At 70.7% G+C, this 13,782-nt stretch carries 13 protein-coding genes; 9 read left to right on the forward strand and 4 right to left on the reverse strand.

The window, feature by feature from the left end:
- Positions 1 to 46: 46 nt before the first annotated feature.
- The 3 genes from ABT057_RS31890 to shiA form a co-directional block, all read right to left on the reverse strand.
- Entirely contained in the window at positions 47 to 1,843 is a 1,797-nt protein-coding gene (locus ABT057_RS31890) for a bifunctional sugar phosphate isomerase/epimerase/4-hydroxyphenylpyruvate dioxygenase family protein (protein ID WP_352347110.1), read from the reverse strand.
- Positions 1,836 to 2,843: a zinc-dependent alcohol dehydrogenase gene (locus ABT057_RS31895; protein ID WP_352347111.1), complete on the reverse strand. Its 1,008-nt coding sequence runs from the start codon at positions 2,841 to 2,843 to the stop codon at positions 1,836 to 1,838. The genes ABT057_RS31890 and ABT057_RS31895 overlap by 8 nt, the downstream gene beginning before the upstream one ends.
- Before the next feature lie 148 nt (positions 2,844 to 2,991).
- A complete protein-coding gene (gene shiA / locus ABT057_RS31900; protein WP_352347112.1) occupies positions 2,992 to 4,359 on the reverse strand; it encodes a shikimate transporter in 1,368 nt (455 codons plus the stop codon).
- A gap of 382 nt (positions 4,360 to 4,741) precedes the next feature.
- On the opposite strand from shiA, the gene ABT057_RS31905 reads away from it, so the two are divergent.
- Complete coding sequence (locus ABT057_RS31905; RefSeq protein WP_352347113.1) at positions 4,742 to 5,536, forward strand: IclR family transcriptional regulator; 795 nt, start codon at positions 4,742 to 4,744, stop codon at positions 5,534 to 5,536.
- Between the two features lie 105 nt (positions 5,537 to 5,641).
- Here ABT057_RS31905 and ABT057_RS31910 read toward each other — a convergent pair whose 3' ends face one another.
- Positions 5,642 to 6,547, reverse strand: coding sequence for a helix-turn-helix transcriptional regulator (locus tag ABT057_RS31910; protein ID WP_352347114.1), 906 nt, complete (start codon positions 6,545 to 6,547; stop codon positions 5,642 to 5,644).
- A gap of 163 nt (positions 6,548 to 6,710) precedes the next feature.
- On the opposite strand from ABT057_RS31910, the gene ABT057_RS31915 reads away from it, so the two are divergent.
- The 8 genes from ABT057_RS31915 to ABT057_RS31950 all read left to right on the forward strand — a co-directional run bounded on the left by ABT057_RS31915 (position 6,711) and on the right by ABT057_RS31950 (position 13,680).
- Entirely contained in the window at positions 6,711 to 7,034 is a 324-nt protein-coding gene (locus ABT057_RS31915) for a carboxymuconolactone decarboxylase family protein (protein WP_352347115.1), read from the forward strand.
- Positions 7,035 to 7,092: 58 nt separating this feature from the next.
- A complete protein-coding gene (locus ABT057_RS31920) occupies positions 7,093 to 7,500 on the forward strand; it encodes a (R)-mandelonitrile lyase (RefSeq protein WP_351485117.1) in 408 nt (135 codons plus the stop codon).
- Between the two features lie 292 nt (positions 7,501 to 7,792).
- Positions 7,793 to 8,809 carry a zinc-dependent alcohol dehydrogenase family protein gene (locus ABT057_RS31925; protein WP_352347116.1) on the forward strand — a complete coding sequence of 339 codons (1,017 nt, stop codon included), beginning with the start codon at positions 7,793 to 7,795 and terminating at the stop codon, positions 8,807 to 8,809.
- 30 nt (positions 8,810 to 8,839) lie between these two features.
- Complete coding sequence (locus tag ABT057_RS31930; RefSeq protein WP_352347117.1) at positions 8,840 to 9,607, forward strand: glucose 1-dehydrogenase; 768 nt, start codon at positions 8,840 to 8,842, stop codon at positions 9,605 to 9,607.
- A 119-nt stretch (positions 9,608 to 9,726) separates the two neighbouring features.
- The gene (locus ABT057_RS31935) at positions 9,727 to 11,124 is read left to right on the forward strand and encodes an MFS transporter (protein ID WP_352347118.1); all 1,398 of its coding nucleotides are present in this window, start codon (positions 9,727 to 9,729) and stop codon (positions 11,122 to 11,124) included.
- Between the two features lie 34 nt (positions 11,125 to 11,158).
- Entirely contained in the window at positions 11,159 to 11,533 is a 375-nt protein-coding gene (locus tag ABT057_RS31940; protein ID WP_352347119.1) for a DUF2255 family protein, read from the forward strand.
- 27 nt (positions 11,534 to 11,560) lie between these two features.
- On the forward strand, positions 11,561 to 12,532 hold the full coding sequence (locus tag ABT057_RS31945) for an aldo/keto reductase (protein WP_352347120.1): 972 nt from the start codon (positions 11,561 to 11,563) through the stop codon (positions 12,530 to 12,532).
- Between the two features lie 59 nt (positions 12,533 to 12,591).
- Complete coding sequence (locus tag ABT057_RS31950; RefSeq protein WP_352347121.1) at positions 12,592 to 13,680, forward strand: aldo/keto reductase; 1,089 nt, start codon at positions 12,592 to 12,594, stop codon at positions 13,678 to 13,680.
- Positions 13,681 to 13,782: the final 102 nt, after the last annotated feature.

Below are 13,782 nucleotides of genomic sequence, written 5' to 3' on the forward strand. Positions count from 1 at the left end.
CCTTCGGAGCAGCCGCCAGTGGCCGCCCGATCGCTCCGCCGCCCTCCTATCGCCGCTGGTCGCGTTGGGCGGCGAGGCGAATGGTGGCGTTGGCGGCGCCGTAGCCGCGGTAGCCGCCGGTGCGCTGGACGACCTCGAAGCAGATGCGGCCGACGGTCGCCGTGTAGAAGTGGCGGAACTCGCCGCCCTGTTCGTCGCGGTCGTAGAGGATGCCCAGGTCGCGGTAGGTGTCCAGCTCGCCGGGCGAGAACTCGAAACGGGCGTCGAGGTCGTCGTGGTAGTTGGCCGGGATGGAGAGCAGCTCGGTGCCGGCGGCCCGGATGCGGCGGGCGGTGTCGGTGATGTCGCCGGTGGTGAAGGCGATGTGCTGGGCCCGGTTGCCCTGGTTCACCGAGGTGGGCGCGAGGTTGAGAACGAGGCGCAGTCCGTCCCCGGCGCCGGACACGCCGCTGGTCAGGGCGCGGCTGCGGAGCAGGCCGTACGGGTCGGCCACGTCGACGGTCTCGTGCGGGAGGAGGCCCAGAACGCTGCGGTGGAAGAGGACCGCTTCGTCGAACTGGTGCCAGGGCTGGGTCAGCGCGATGTGGTCGATGCCGGTGATGCCGGCCGGTACGGATGCTCGTTCGGCCGGGAAGTCGCGGGTCCAGTCGGGGTGGCCGGGGCGGCCGGTGGCGCAGAAGAATAGTTCGGTGCCGTCGGGTGCGGCGACCGCGTCCAGCGGTACGTCGTGCTCGGTGCGCCGGCGCGGCAGTGCGGGCGCGAGCAGGGCTTCGGCGCGCCGGACGGCGGCGCCGGGGCCGGGGGTCTCCAGGCCGATGGCCGTCAGGGCCGTGCCCTCGCGGCGGGTGGCGGTGCCGCTGTTGAGCAGAATGCGTGCCTCGCCCTGTTCCCACAGTTCCACGGGCTTCGTCGTGTGCCGGCCAGTGCGTACGAAGCCGAGGGCGCCCAGCAGCGCGGCGACCGGTTCCGGGTCGGAGGTGGCGAGTTCGGCGAAGGCGACACCGGACGGCACGGTGGGGGACGGCAGGTCCGCGATCCCCGCGCTCTCCTCCAGGGCGATGAGGGAGCGCAACGCGTCGGCGGCCGTGTGCCCGGCGTCCGCCTGCCGGAACACGTCGTTGAAGACTTCCAGGGAGAGCGGGCCCCGGTATCCGGCGTTCACGGCGTGGCGTACGAGGGAGGCGACGTCGAGGCCGCCCTGGCCGGGGAAGCAGCGGTGGTGACGGCTCCACTGGAGCACGTCCATGGCCATCAGCGGAGCGTCGGCGAGCTGCAGGTAGAAGATCTTCTCGCCGGGAATGTCCTCGATGCCCTTGGCGTCGGAGCCGCGGGCGAGGATGTGGAAGCTGTCCAGGCAGACTCCGAGCGCCGGGTGGTCGGCCTGCTCGACGATGCGCCACGCGTGGGCATACGTGTTGACGTGCCGGCCCCAGGCGAGCGCCTCGTAGGCGACACGGATGCCGTACGCGTGGGCCCGCTCGGCGAGTTGGCGCAGCTGTGCGGCGGCCAGGGTGTCGTCGTCGACGGCGTGCGGGGAGACGCTGGAACACACCAGCAGCGTGTCGGTGCCGAGCCGTCGCATGAGGTCGAACTTGCGCCCGGCGCGGCGGAGGTTGCCCGCGAGCACGTCGTCGGGGACGGCCTCGAAGTCCCGGAAGGGCTGGTACAGATCGATCGTGAGCCCGAGGTCGGCTGCCCGGTCACGGATCTGCTCCGGGGTGAGGGGGCTGGCGAGCAGGTCGTTCTCGAAGATCTCCACGCCGTCGAAGCCGGCCCGCGCGGCGGCGGACAGCTTCTCGGTCAGCGAGCCGCTGAGGGAGACGGTGGCGATGGACTTACGCATACGCGCTCCCGTTACCGCTTGCGTTCGCGTATGCCTGGCCGATGCTGATCCAGGTCTTTCCGGCGCGTTCGGTGGCACCGGCGAAGGCTTCCTGGGCTTCTTCCAACGGGAAGCGGGACTCGATGACAACTCCCGGGCGATCCAAGGCCAGTTCGGCGATCGCGTCGGTGAAGTCGCCGGGGTGGTCGTAGATCATGGACCCGCGTAGTACGAGCTGGCGGCGGACCACGTCGTTCGTGGTGAACGGGAGCGGATCGCCGTTGAGGCCGACCAGCACGACCGTGGCGCCGGGGGCGGCGCGGTCCACGGCGGGGCGCAGGGCGGGTCCGTACCCCGAGGTCTCGAAGACGTAGGTGAAACCCGTGCGGCCGTCGTCGGGTGTCGCGCCGATGCGTTCGGCGTGATCGAGGCGCAGCGGGTGGGGTTCGGTGACAAGGGGCCGGATACCCAGGCGGGTCAGGATGAGGCAGACCAGCAGGCCCTGCGCGCCGGCGCCGATGACCAGACAGCGGTCCGCGGCGGTGACTCCGCTGCGGCGTACCGCTGCGCGGGCGACGGCGTACGGCTCGGTACTGGCAAGGTCGGCGCCGCTCAGGCCGTCGGGGACGGGGTGGGCGAAGTGCGCGGGGAGCGCGACGCGTTCGGCGAGGACGCCGGGGAAGTCCAGGCCGACGATGGCCCGGTGCGGGCAGGCCGAGGTCAGACCGGTGAGGCAGTCGGCGCACTTCAGGCAGGCGTAGTTGGGCTCGATGACCACCGTCTGGCCGGGGCGCCGGCCGCGTACCGCACTGCCGACCGCCGCGATACGGCCGAAGCCCTCGTGGCCCGGGATCCAGGGGAGCTCGGGCGGGAGGCGCCGACCGTGGAAGACGGCCAGGTCGCTGCCGCACAGACCGGCACCGTCCATCTCGACGATGACGTCATGGGGACCGCAGGCGGGCTCCGGCCAGTCGGTGACCGTCTCGATCCGGCCCGTCGTGGTCAGGACGGCTGCTTTCACCAGAACTCCCTGAGGTCCATCAGGCGGACCAGTTGATCCGCTATACGGTCAGAGCATATGGAGTCGACGTACCGGCGACAAGTGGCAAGTGGTGCGCCCCGCCCGCCGGGCGGTCGGCGGACGGGGCGCTGGGGACGGGATGCGGAGGTCAGACGGCGGCGGCGCTGGCCGACGCGGATCGAAGGCCGGCGTCGGTCGCCGCTTCGGGCTGGTCGTTGCGGATGCTCAGGGCGACGAGGAAGGAGATCCCGCAGCCGAGTGCCAGGTACCCGGCGACCAGTCCCCAGCCGCCACCCGCCCAGATCACCAAGGTGCTCGCGATGAAGGGGGTGAAGCCGCCGCCGATCGCGCTGGCCAGCTGGTATCCGACGCCTGCGCCGCTGTAGCGGTACTCGGGGCCGAACATCTCGGTGAACAGCGACTGCTGCACCGAGACCGCCATGTCGTGGGCGATGTTCACCAGCAGCACGGCACAGAAGATGATCAGCACCATCGAACCGGACTCCAGGGCCCAGAAGAACGGCGCTGCCGCCACCACGCCCGCCAGAGAGCCCCAGCAGTAGATACGGCGTCGGCCGAACCGGTCCGCGAGGTAGGCGAAGCCAGGGATCGTGAGGATGGCCAGCGCGCCCACAGCCAGGTTCACGTTGAGCAGGCTGTCGCGGTCCAGCCCCAGCTCTCCGGTGCCGTAGGCCAGGCCGAAAGTCGTCACGCCGTAGAAGGTGAACAGTTCCACGAGGCGCAGGCCGATGATGGCGAAGAAGCCCTTGGGGTTGGAGCGGACGGCGGCGATCAGTGGCACGCGCGGCTTGGCTTCCTCGGCGATCGCGGCGACCTGCTGGGTGAAGACCGGGGACTCCTCGACCCTCGCCCGGATGATCAGGCCGACCATCACCAGGGCCGCGCTGGCCAGGAAGGGCACCCGCCAGCCCCAGGACTGGAAGGCCGCTTCCGAGGTGTTGCCCGACACGACCTTGACGACCAGAGTCGCGAGCAGCAGGCCGACCGAGGCGCCGACCTGGACACCGCTGCTGAAGAGCGAACGCCACTTGGCGGGCGCGTTCTCCACCGCCATGAGCGCGGCACCGCCCCACTCGCCGCCGACCGCGAAGCCCTGCGTGGCACGGAGTACGACCAGTAGTACCGGCGCCCATATGCCGGCTTGTGCGTAGGTGGGCAGGATGCCGATCAGCGTGCTGGCCACGCCCATGATCAGCATGGTGAGGACCAGCATCCGCTTGCGGCCCAGTCGGTCGCCGAAGTGGCCGAAGACGATGCCGCCGAGCGGCCGGAAGAGGAAGCCGACACCAAAGGTGGCCCAGGCCGCCAGGGTGCCCACGGCCGGGGATGCGCCGGGGAAGAACAGGTCGCCGAAGAGGAGGCCGGCGACGATGCCGTAGAGGAAGAAGTCGTACCAGTCGACCACGGCTCCCATGAAGCTCGCGATCGCCGCCCTCTTCGCCAGGCCGGGCGCTCCGGCGTGTCCGGCTGCCGCCGGGCCCTGGGTGCTGTTCATTTCACACACTCCATTGGATGCTGCGGTTCTTCCGTGCCGGCCGGGCCGCGCTTGCGGTGCGCGGTACGGAGCGGGGCACGGATGGTTGCGGTGGGGACAGACGCTCCGGTGAGGGCGGGTGCTCCTGGGTGCGGAGCCGCCGTCACCGGCGTACCGGGCCATCGCCACAGCGGTGGGGGCGGCGACCCTCAGAACCGAGGTCCACTCAATGGACCGAGTGGACCGATTGGCGGAAACATACGCGGCATCTCCAGGGCCCTTCAAGAGTTACGGCCCGTTTTTCTCGCCGTTACATGGTTCCACTGGTCCACTAGGTGGACTAGTGTCCCGGGTAGGGCCATGACAGGCAGTTCGTATACGACTCGTAGGGGGAGGCGCCGGCGTGGATGACAAGGAGGGGCGGACCGCAGTGGAGCAGGAGCGGAACGGCACGGGCGTACGAAGTGTTCGGCGCGCCCTGGACATCCTCGGTCTGCTGAGCGAGGACCGGCCGGTGATCACGATCCGGAAGATCACCGAAGCGACCGGACTGCCGAAGACCACGGTGCTGCGCCTGATCCAGACGCTGGAGGAGTGCGACCTGCTGGTGCCGGACCCGAACGGCTACACGGCTGGCCCCGGCCTGTGGCGCTGGGCTTACCTGACCCGCAGCCAGTGGGAGATCCCGCGCGAGACCCGCAAGGTCATGCGCGAGCTCGCCGACGAGCTGGGCGAGACCGTCAACCTCTTCGTCGCTCACGGCACCCAGCGCGTCTGCGTCGCCCACGAGGAGAGCACGCACCCCCTTCGCCATGTCGTCGACGTCGGCGACGAACAGCCTCTGTGGGCCGGTGCCTCCTCGAAGATCCTGCTGCGCGACGCCTCCGAAGCCCAGCTGAGGCGCATCGCCGTCGCCTCGCCGCAGGGCGAGGCCCATACAGACCGGCTGCGCGAATGGGTGGCGGAAGCAGCTCGGCACGGTTACGCGGTCAGCAGCAGCGAGTGGGACGAGGGACTCACAGCAGTCGCTGTCCCCGTCACCGGCCGCTCGGGCGCCGTCATCGCCTCCCTCTCACTCAGCGGCCCCAGTCAGCGCTTCCCGTACGAGGCCATAGAGCGTTTCGCCACCGCCCTGGGCGAGGCGGCCCGGCTCATCTCCGATCAGGGGTTCAGCCACCCTCTCAGCCCCGGCTTCTGACCCGGAGGGCAACGGCCGCGCCGTCGGCTGTTCGACGTCGAACTCGGCGGCCGCGTCCGGGCTTTGCGGCAGCATGCGGCGTCATGGCGGGCTTACGCGGCTCCGCTACGCGCTCTGTTCACCGCTGGCAGCCGCAGTGTCCGGCTGGTCGCCCCGATCGTCCTGGTCGAGGGTGGCGGCCCAACTGGCCAGGAGTTTGAGGCTGTCGTGGGCGGGAGTGCCGGGTTCGGCGCTGAGTGCGGTGAGGGTGAGGCCGGGGTCGGTGGGGATGGGCATGGCCTCGAAGGGGAGGGCGAGGTCGCCGACCGCGGGGTGGTGGAAGTGTTTGACGCCGGTCTGGTGCAGGCGCACGTCGTGGGCGGCCCACAGGGTGCGGAACTTCTCGCTGCGGGTGGAGAGTTCGCCGACGAGGTCGGTCAGGTCCCGGTTGTAGGGGTCGCGGCCTGCCTCGGTGCGCAGGAGGGCCACCGCTCCGGCCGCCTGGCGTTCCAGCTGGGGCAGGAAGTCGGCCGCACCGGGGTTGAGGAACTCGTACCTGGCGAGGTTCACGGGGCGGGCCGGGTCGGCGAAGACCGGGTCGTACAGGGCGCGGCCGAGCCGGTTGGTGGCCAGGATGTCGAGGCGGCCGTTGCGGATGAAGGCGGGCGCCTCGGTCATCGCGTCGAGCAGGTGCTGCAGCGCGGGGCGGATGGGCTGCGAGGTCCGTCTGCGGGCGGGGCGGCGGGCGGTGTTCGCGGTGCGGGCCAGGTCGTCCAGGTGGGCGCGCTCGGCGTCGTCGAGCTGAAGGGCTCGGGCGAGTGAGTCGATGACGGCCTCGGAGACGCCGGAGAGGTTGCCGCGCTCCAGGCGGGCGTAGTACTCCGCGCTGACGCCGGCGAGCATCGCGACTTCTTCCCTGCGCAGTCCCTTGACGCGCCGGTTGCCCGTGTAGGCGGGCAGCCCCGCCTGCTGGGGCGTGATCTTGGCCCGGCGACTGGTCAGGAACTCGCGTACCTCGCTTCGGTTGTCCATGCCTTCGAGGCTACGACGGCTTCCGCGATCGTGGGGTGTACTGCCAGTACACGTATCAACGAGTCCTTCCACGCACGTGTGACCTGCATTTTCATCGGTAGTGACGCAAGTGGCACCAGGCCGGCCGATGAGCGCCGCCGAGTCACACGGAAGGACACGAACCATGACTGAGAAGACCCCGCCGGGACCGCGCGACCTGTTCGGGGACGTCGCTCCCGCGCTCGCCGGCTACAGCGAGGACGTGCTGTTCGGGCAGGAGTGGAAGAGCCCGGAGCTGTCACCGAGGGACCGCAGTCTGATCACCGTGGCCAGCCTGATCACCAGCGGCAGCAGCGAGCAGCTCTCGTTCCACATTCCCCTGGCCAGGCAGAACGGCGTCACCGAAGAGGAAATCATCGGGACGATCACTCACATGGCGTTCTATGCCGGATGGCCCAGGGCGATGTCCGCACTGAACGTGGCCCGGGAACTGTTCCGCAAGGCCTGACCCCACTCTCATTCGCGCGTCCCCCTTCAATACGCTGACGCAAGGAGCACGTACCACCATGGAGATCCTCAAGCAGCCCGCGACCATGAAGCTGCCCCCTCACATGTTCGCCGGTGACGTCTGGGCGGACGTGATCTACCGGGGCGAGGAGCCCTCGCGGGCACGGGCCAACATGGTCCGCTTCGCCCCCGGCGCCCGCACCGCCTGGCACAGCCACGGCCTGGGCCAGACCCTGCACGTCGTGTCCGGAGTCGCCCTGATCGGCACCCGTGACGGCGTGATCATCGAAGCCCACCCGGGCGACACCATCGGCTGCCCGCCCGGCGAGGAGCACTGGCACGGCGCGAGCCCGGACCAGTTCATGGAACACATCGCCCTGTGGGAGGGCGATGAGGTCAACTGGCTGGAGCACGTCACCGACGCCGAGTACGGCGGCCCGCGCACCAGCACCCGTACCTCGCACTGAGCACAGCCGACAGAAGCGCCGGCGTCGGCGTCGGCTGCGACCGGGGACGGCACACCCACACGGTGGCGGTGATCACGCGCGCGGGAGATCGCCGAGCGGAACCGCCACCCGCCGCCTCGACAACGCCCTTGACGGTCGATCTGACGCTGAGCGCCGTCGACCGGACGACCTCGACGCGCTGCCCACGCCACCGGGCGAGTTGACGCAACGGCCGGCCGGCCCCTTCCCCTCGCCCGGCTCCGGCAGCCGGCGTCCCACCCCGTTCAATCTTCCCCTCACTCTGGAATGAGTCATGCGCGCAACCGTGATCCACGCCCCCGGTGACATCCGGGTGGAGAACCTTCCCGAGCCGCAGATCCTCGCCCCCACCGACGCGGTGATCCGGACGGTCGCCGCCTGTGTGTGCGGCTCCGACCTGTGGGACTACCGCGGCATCAACCTCGTCGCCCAGCCCACGCCGATCGGCCACGAGTACGTCGGTGTGGTGGAGGAGACCGGCGCCGAGGTAACGGACATCAAGCCGGGGCAGTTCGTCATCGGCTCCTTCTTCGCCTCCGACAACACCTGCCCGATCTGCCGCGCCGGTTATCAAACCTCTTGCCCGCACCGGGAGTTCGTGGGCGGCTGCCAGGCCGAGTACATCCGCATCCCACTCGCCGACGGCACCCTGGTCGCCCTCGACGGGCAGCCCGACGAGAAGTTCGTGCCGAGCCTGCTCACCCTCTCCGACGTCATGGGCACCGGCTGGTACGCGGCCGTCGCCGCCGAGGTGAAGCCCCGCTCCACGGCTGTCGTCGTCGGCGACGGCGCGGTCGGCCTGTCCGGCGTCATCGCCGCCCGCGAACTCGGCGCCGAGCGGATCATCGCCATGAGCCGCCACGCCTCACGGCAGCGGCTCGCGACCGAGTTCGGCGCCACCGACATCGTCGCCGAGCGCGGCGAAGCGGGCGTCGCCCGGATCAAGGAGCTCACCGGCGGTATCGGCGCCGACTCCGTCCTGGAGTGCGTCGGCACCCAGGAGTCGATGCGGCAGGCCGTCCAGTCCACCCGCCCCGGCGGCAACGTCGGCTTCGTCGGCGTCCCGCACGACGTGGCCATCGACGGCCAGGAGCTGTTCTTCTCCCACGTCGGCCTGCGCGGCGGCCCCGCCCCGGTGCGTCACTTCCTGCCCGACCTGATCGACCGCGTCATCGGCGGCCGTATCGAGCCCGGCAAGGTCTTCGACCTGACCCTGCCGCTGGACGAGGCCGCCGAGGGCTACCGGGCCATGGACGAGCGCCGCGCCATCAAGACGCTGCTGCGCCCCTGACCTGCCGACCCACGATTGGAATCACTTCCCATGAGCCCGACGTACGACTTCCATGACCAGGTGGCCCTCGTCACCGGCGCGGCCTCCGGCATGGGCCTGGCCACCGCCCGGGCCTTCGCCGAGGCCGGTGCCGCCGTCGTCCTGGCCGACATCGAGGAGAAGGCCGTACAACACGCGGCCGAGGAACTGACGGCGGCCGGCCACCGGGCGACCGGCGTCGCCTGCGACGTCACGGACGAGGAGCAGGCGGCCGCGATGGTCGACCGCGCGGTCGCGACGTACGGCCGCCTCGACATGGCGTTCAACAACGCCGGCGTGCAGGTCCCGCCCAGTGACGCGGCCGACGAGACGGCCGAGAACTTCGACCACGTCAACGCCGTCAACCTGCGCGGCGTCTGGGCCGCCCAGAAGCACGAGCTGCGGCAGATGCGGCAGCAGGGCAGCGGCGCCATCGTCAACTGCTCCTCGCTGGGCGGCCTCGTGGGCCTGCCGGAGCGTGCCGCCTACCACGCGTCCAAGCACGGCGTGATCGGCCTGACCAAGAGCGCGGCGGTCGAGTACGCGCCCAAGGGCATCCGCATCAACGCGGTGTGCCCCGGCGTGATCGACACCCCGATGGTGGCCGACATGCTCGAAGGCCAGGCCGAGGCCATGGCCGAGATCATGAAGCGGCAGCCGATCGGACGGCTCGGCCGGGCCGACGAGATCGCCGCGGCCGTGCTGTGGCTGTGCAGCTCCGCCGCGAGCCTCGTCGTCGGTGTGGCCCTGCCCGTCGACGGCGGATACACCACGAGCTGATCGGCCGCCGTTCCGTGCGCCCGGGGCCGGGACGGCACGGATGCAACACGCACTTCTCCGTGCCGTCGGCCCGGCCGCGTTTTCTTCCCCCGCTCACGCGTTCCAGGAGATCACCCGTCATGTCCGTCCCCCTTGCCACGTCGCCGTCCGTCACCGGTGACGTCGCCGGTTCGCGCGGCGCGGCCACCGCCGCGCTGGCCGCCGCTGTGCTGGGCTTCTTCGTCATCACCCTGGACGCCACGGTCGTCAACGTCGCCCTGCCCGCCATCCGCGACGACTTCGGCGGCGGGATGACCGGGCTCCAGTGGGTGCTGGACAGCTACACGCTCATGTTCGCCGCGCTGCTGCTGTCCGCCGGATCCGTCAGCGACCGCATCGGCGCCCACCGTGCCTTCGGCGCCGGCATGGCCGTGTTCGTCGTCGCCTCGGTGGCGTGCGGCCTGGCGCCGAACGTGGGCGTGCTGATTGCCGCCCGCGCGGTGCAGGGAGCGGGCGCTGCGACGATGCTGCCCGCCTCGCTCGCCCTGATCCGCGAGGCGTTCCCGGACCCCGTCCGGCGCGCGCGGGCCATCGCGGTGTGGACTATCGCCGGGTCCGTCGCCGCTGCGGCCGGACCGGTCGCGGGCGGCGCACTGTCCCTGACCAGCTGGCGGATGATCTTCTTCATCAATCTGCCCGTCGGCATCGTGGCGCTGTTCCTGCTGTCGCGTGCCGTGCGCTCCCCGCGTCGGCCGGTGCCGTTCGACTGGACGGGCCAGGTCGCCGCAGTGGTCGCCCTGGGCGCGCTCACCTTCGCGGCGATCGAGGCTGGCGCCGACGGCTTCGGCGCGCCGAAGGTGCTCGTCGCCTTCGCGGTGACGGCCCTGGCGGCGGCTGCCTTCGCCGCGGCTCAGGTGCGCGGCAGGCACCCCATGGTGCCGATGGACCTGCTCCGCTCGCGCACGATGCGGATCGCCTCCGCCAACGGCTTCGCGTTCATCGCCGCCCTGAACGGCACGGTCTTCCTCTACAGCCTCTACCTCCAACAGGAACGAGGCCTGTCCGCGCTGGCCGTAGGCGTGGCCTTCCTGCCCATGGCCGTGCTCTCCGCTTTCCTGGGCGTGCCCACGGCCCGGCTCACCAAGCGGTACGGCCCGCGTGTGCCCATCGTCGGTGGCTTCCTCCTGATGGGCGCGAGCCTGGTCGTGCTGGCGGTCCTCCCGGCCTCCGCGCCGGTATGGCTGATCGCCGTGGTGATGATCCCGGTCGGTTGCTGCGGGCCGCTGGCCATGCAGCCGACCACCGGCCTGCTCCTGGAGAACGTCCCTGCCCACCGCTCCGGCGTGGCGAGCGCGGTGTTCAACACCAGCCGCCAGGTCGGCGGTGCCCTGGCCGTGGCCGCATTCGGAGCCCTCCTCGCGAGCCGGACGGACCCCCTGCCCGGTCTCCGCGCGAGCCTGTTCATCGCCGCGGTGATCGTCATCGCCACCGCCATCGCGAACGTCCTCCCCGAACGGCGCGGTGCTTCGAACCGCTGACACGTCACCGCCTACTGCACATGGAGAACCCACGATGAGTACCTGGGACCCAGCGCAGCTGCGCTCGTTCGCGGCCGCCGACGACCTGCACATCTCGCCGTACCGCGAGGACGGCCGCACCTACGGCACACCGACCTGGATCTGGTCCGTCGTCTCGGGCGGCGACCTCTACGTCCGCCCCTACAACGGTTCCAACTCCCGCTGGTACCAGGCGGCGCTGTCCCAGAAGGCCGGACGCATCCGCATCGCGGGCGCCGAACACGAGGTCGCCTTCGTGCCGGCCGACGACTCCGTCCTCGACGCGGTCGACGACGCCTACCGCACCAAGTACGCCTCCAGCTCCTACCTGGAGCCGATGGTACGCAGCGGCCCCCGCTCGACCACCGTCCGCATCACCCCTGCCGCGTAGACGCAGTAGATGTAAAGGAGCGTTGCCATGGAGTACATCCGTCTCGGCGCCACCGGTCTGAAGGTGAGCCGGCTCGCGCTCGGCTGCATGAGTTACGGCGACCCGACCGTCCCCCGCGCCCATCCCTGGGCGCTGACCGAGGACAAGGCCGCGCCGTTCTTCCAGCAGGCAGTCGAGCTGGGCATCACGTTCTGGGACACGGCCAACGTCTACCAGGCCGGCACATCGGAGGAGATCGTCGGTCGCGCGATCAGGAAGTACTCCCGCCGTGAGGACATCGTCCTGGCCACCAAGGTCCGCGGTCCGATGCACGACGGTCCTGGTGGTGAGGGCCTGTCCCGCAAGGCGATCCTGGAACAGGTCGATGCCTCGCTGGCCCGGCTGGGCACGGACTACATCGACCTGTACCAGATCCACCGCTTCGACGACGACGTACCGGTCGAGGAGACGATGGAGGCGCTGCACGACGTCGTCAAGGCGGGCAAGGTCCGCTACCTCGGGGCCTCGTCGATGTACGGCTGGCAGTTCGCCAAGCTCCAGCACGCGGCCGACCTCGGCGGCTGGACCCGCTTCGTGTCCATGCAGAACCAGTACAACCTCCTGCGCCGCCAGGACGAGCCGGAACTCATGGCCATGTGCGGGGACATGGGCGTGGGCCTGGTGCCCTACTCCCCGAACGGCAAGGGCCGCCTCGCCCGCCCCGTCGGCGAACAGAGCACCCGCTCCGCCACCGACCACGTCGTACAGGCCTTCGACAGCGCTCATGACGAGCCGGTCATCAACGCCGTCCAACAACTCGCCGAAGCCCGCGGCGTCGCCATGGCCCAGATCGCCCTCGCCTGGGTGCTGCGCAACCCGCTGGTGTCGGCGCCCATCGTCGGCGCCACTCGACCCCACCACCTCCAACAGGCCGCAGATGCGCTCGCCCTTGACCTCTCGGACGAGGAAGCGGCAGCGCTCCAGGCGCCGTACACCAACGCCGGGCCTTCCTGGTTCTGAGCACAGGACCACGGAACCACGGCCCAACTCCTCAGCAACGGAAAGGCGTACAGAACCCCATGCTGTACCGCACCCTTGGCACCTCCGGCCTGGCCGTCTCCAAGCTGGCGTTCGGCACGATGAACTTCGGCACCGAGAACACCGAGGAAGAGTCCTTCGCGCTGCTCGACGCCTTCATCGAGGCCGGCGGCAACATGATCGACACCTCCGACGTCTACGGCGGCGGCCTCTCCGAGCAGATCATCGGCCGCTGGCTGGCCGCTCGCCCGCGTGAGATCACCGACCGCGTGGTGCTCACGACCAAGGGCCGTTTCACCACCGGCCCCGACGTCAACGACCTCGGCCTGTCCCGCCGCCACCTCCACCGTGCCCTGGACGCCTCCCTGGGCCGCCTCGGTGTGGAGACCGTGGACCTCTACCAGATGCACGGCTGGGACGCGCACACCCCTGTGGAGGAGACCCTCTCCTTCCTCGACGACGCCGTCCGCGCCGGAAAGATCCACTACGCGGGTCTGTCCAACTTCACCGGCTGGCAGCTCCAGTTGACCGTCTCGACCGCGAAGGCGATGGGCGTCCACGTCCCGCTCACCCTCCAGCAGCAGTACAGCCTGCTGTCCCGCGAGAGCGAGTTCGAGATGGTCCCCGCCGCCCTGCACAACAAGATCGGCCTGCTGCCCTGGTCGCCGCTGGCCGGAGGTTTCCTCACCGGGAAGTACCAGCGTGGCGCCACCCCGACCTCGGACACCCGCGCCGGGTCCGCGAACGAGCTCTACCAGTGGGTGTCGGCCGAGTACGCGGCGTCGGACCGCAACTGGGCCACCATCGACGAGGTCGTCCGCATCGCCAAGGAGACCGGCGCCACCCCCGCCCAGGTCGCCCTGAGCTGGATCGCCGACCGCCCGGGCGTAGTCGCCCCCATCTTCGGCGCCCGCACCCTGCAACAGCTCCACGACGGCCTCGGCGCTGTCGCCCTCACCCTGGACGCCGAGGCCACCGCCGCCCTCGACAAGGTCAGCACCCCCACCCCGGGCGGCTACCCCTACGGCGACTTCGGCACCAGCCAGCGCGACCGCCGGCTCCAGGGCGGCGCCCAGGCCCTCGGCGACCTCATCGGCAACGGCTCCGACCACCCCACCGGGCGCCTGTAGAACGGGGGTCTGCACTTCGAAGTCGACCGGCCGGGCCGGGCGGGGGGGGCCGGCCCCGCCGGGGGTGTGGGGGGCGGGGGGGGGGCGCGGGGGGGGGCGGGC

The organism is Streptomyces sp. NPDC002588, from assembly GCF_040295925.1.
Classification (GTDB): Bacteria; Actinomycetota; Actinomycetes; order Streptomycetales; family Streptomycetaceae; genus Streptomyces.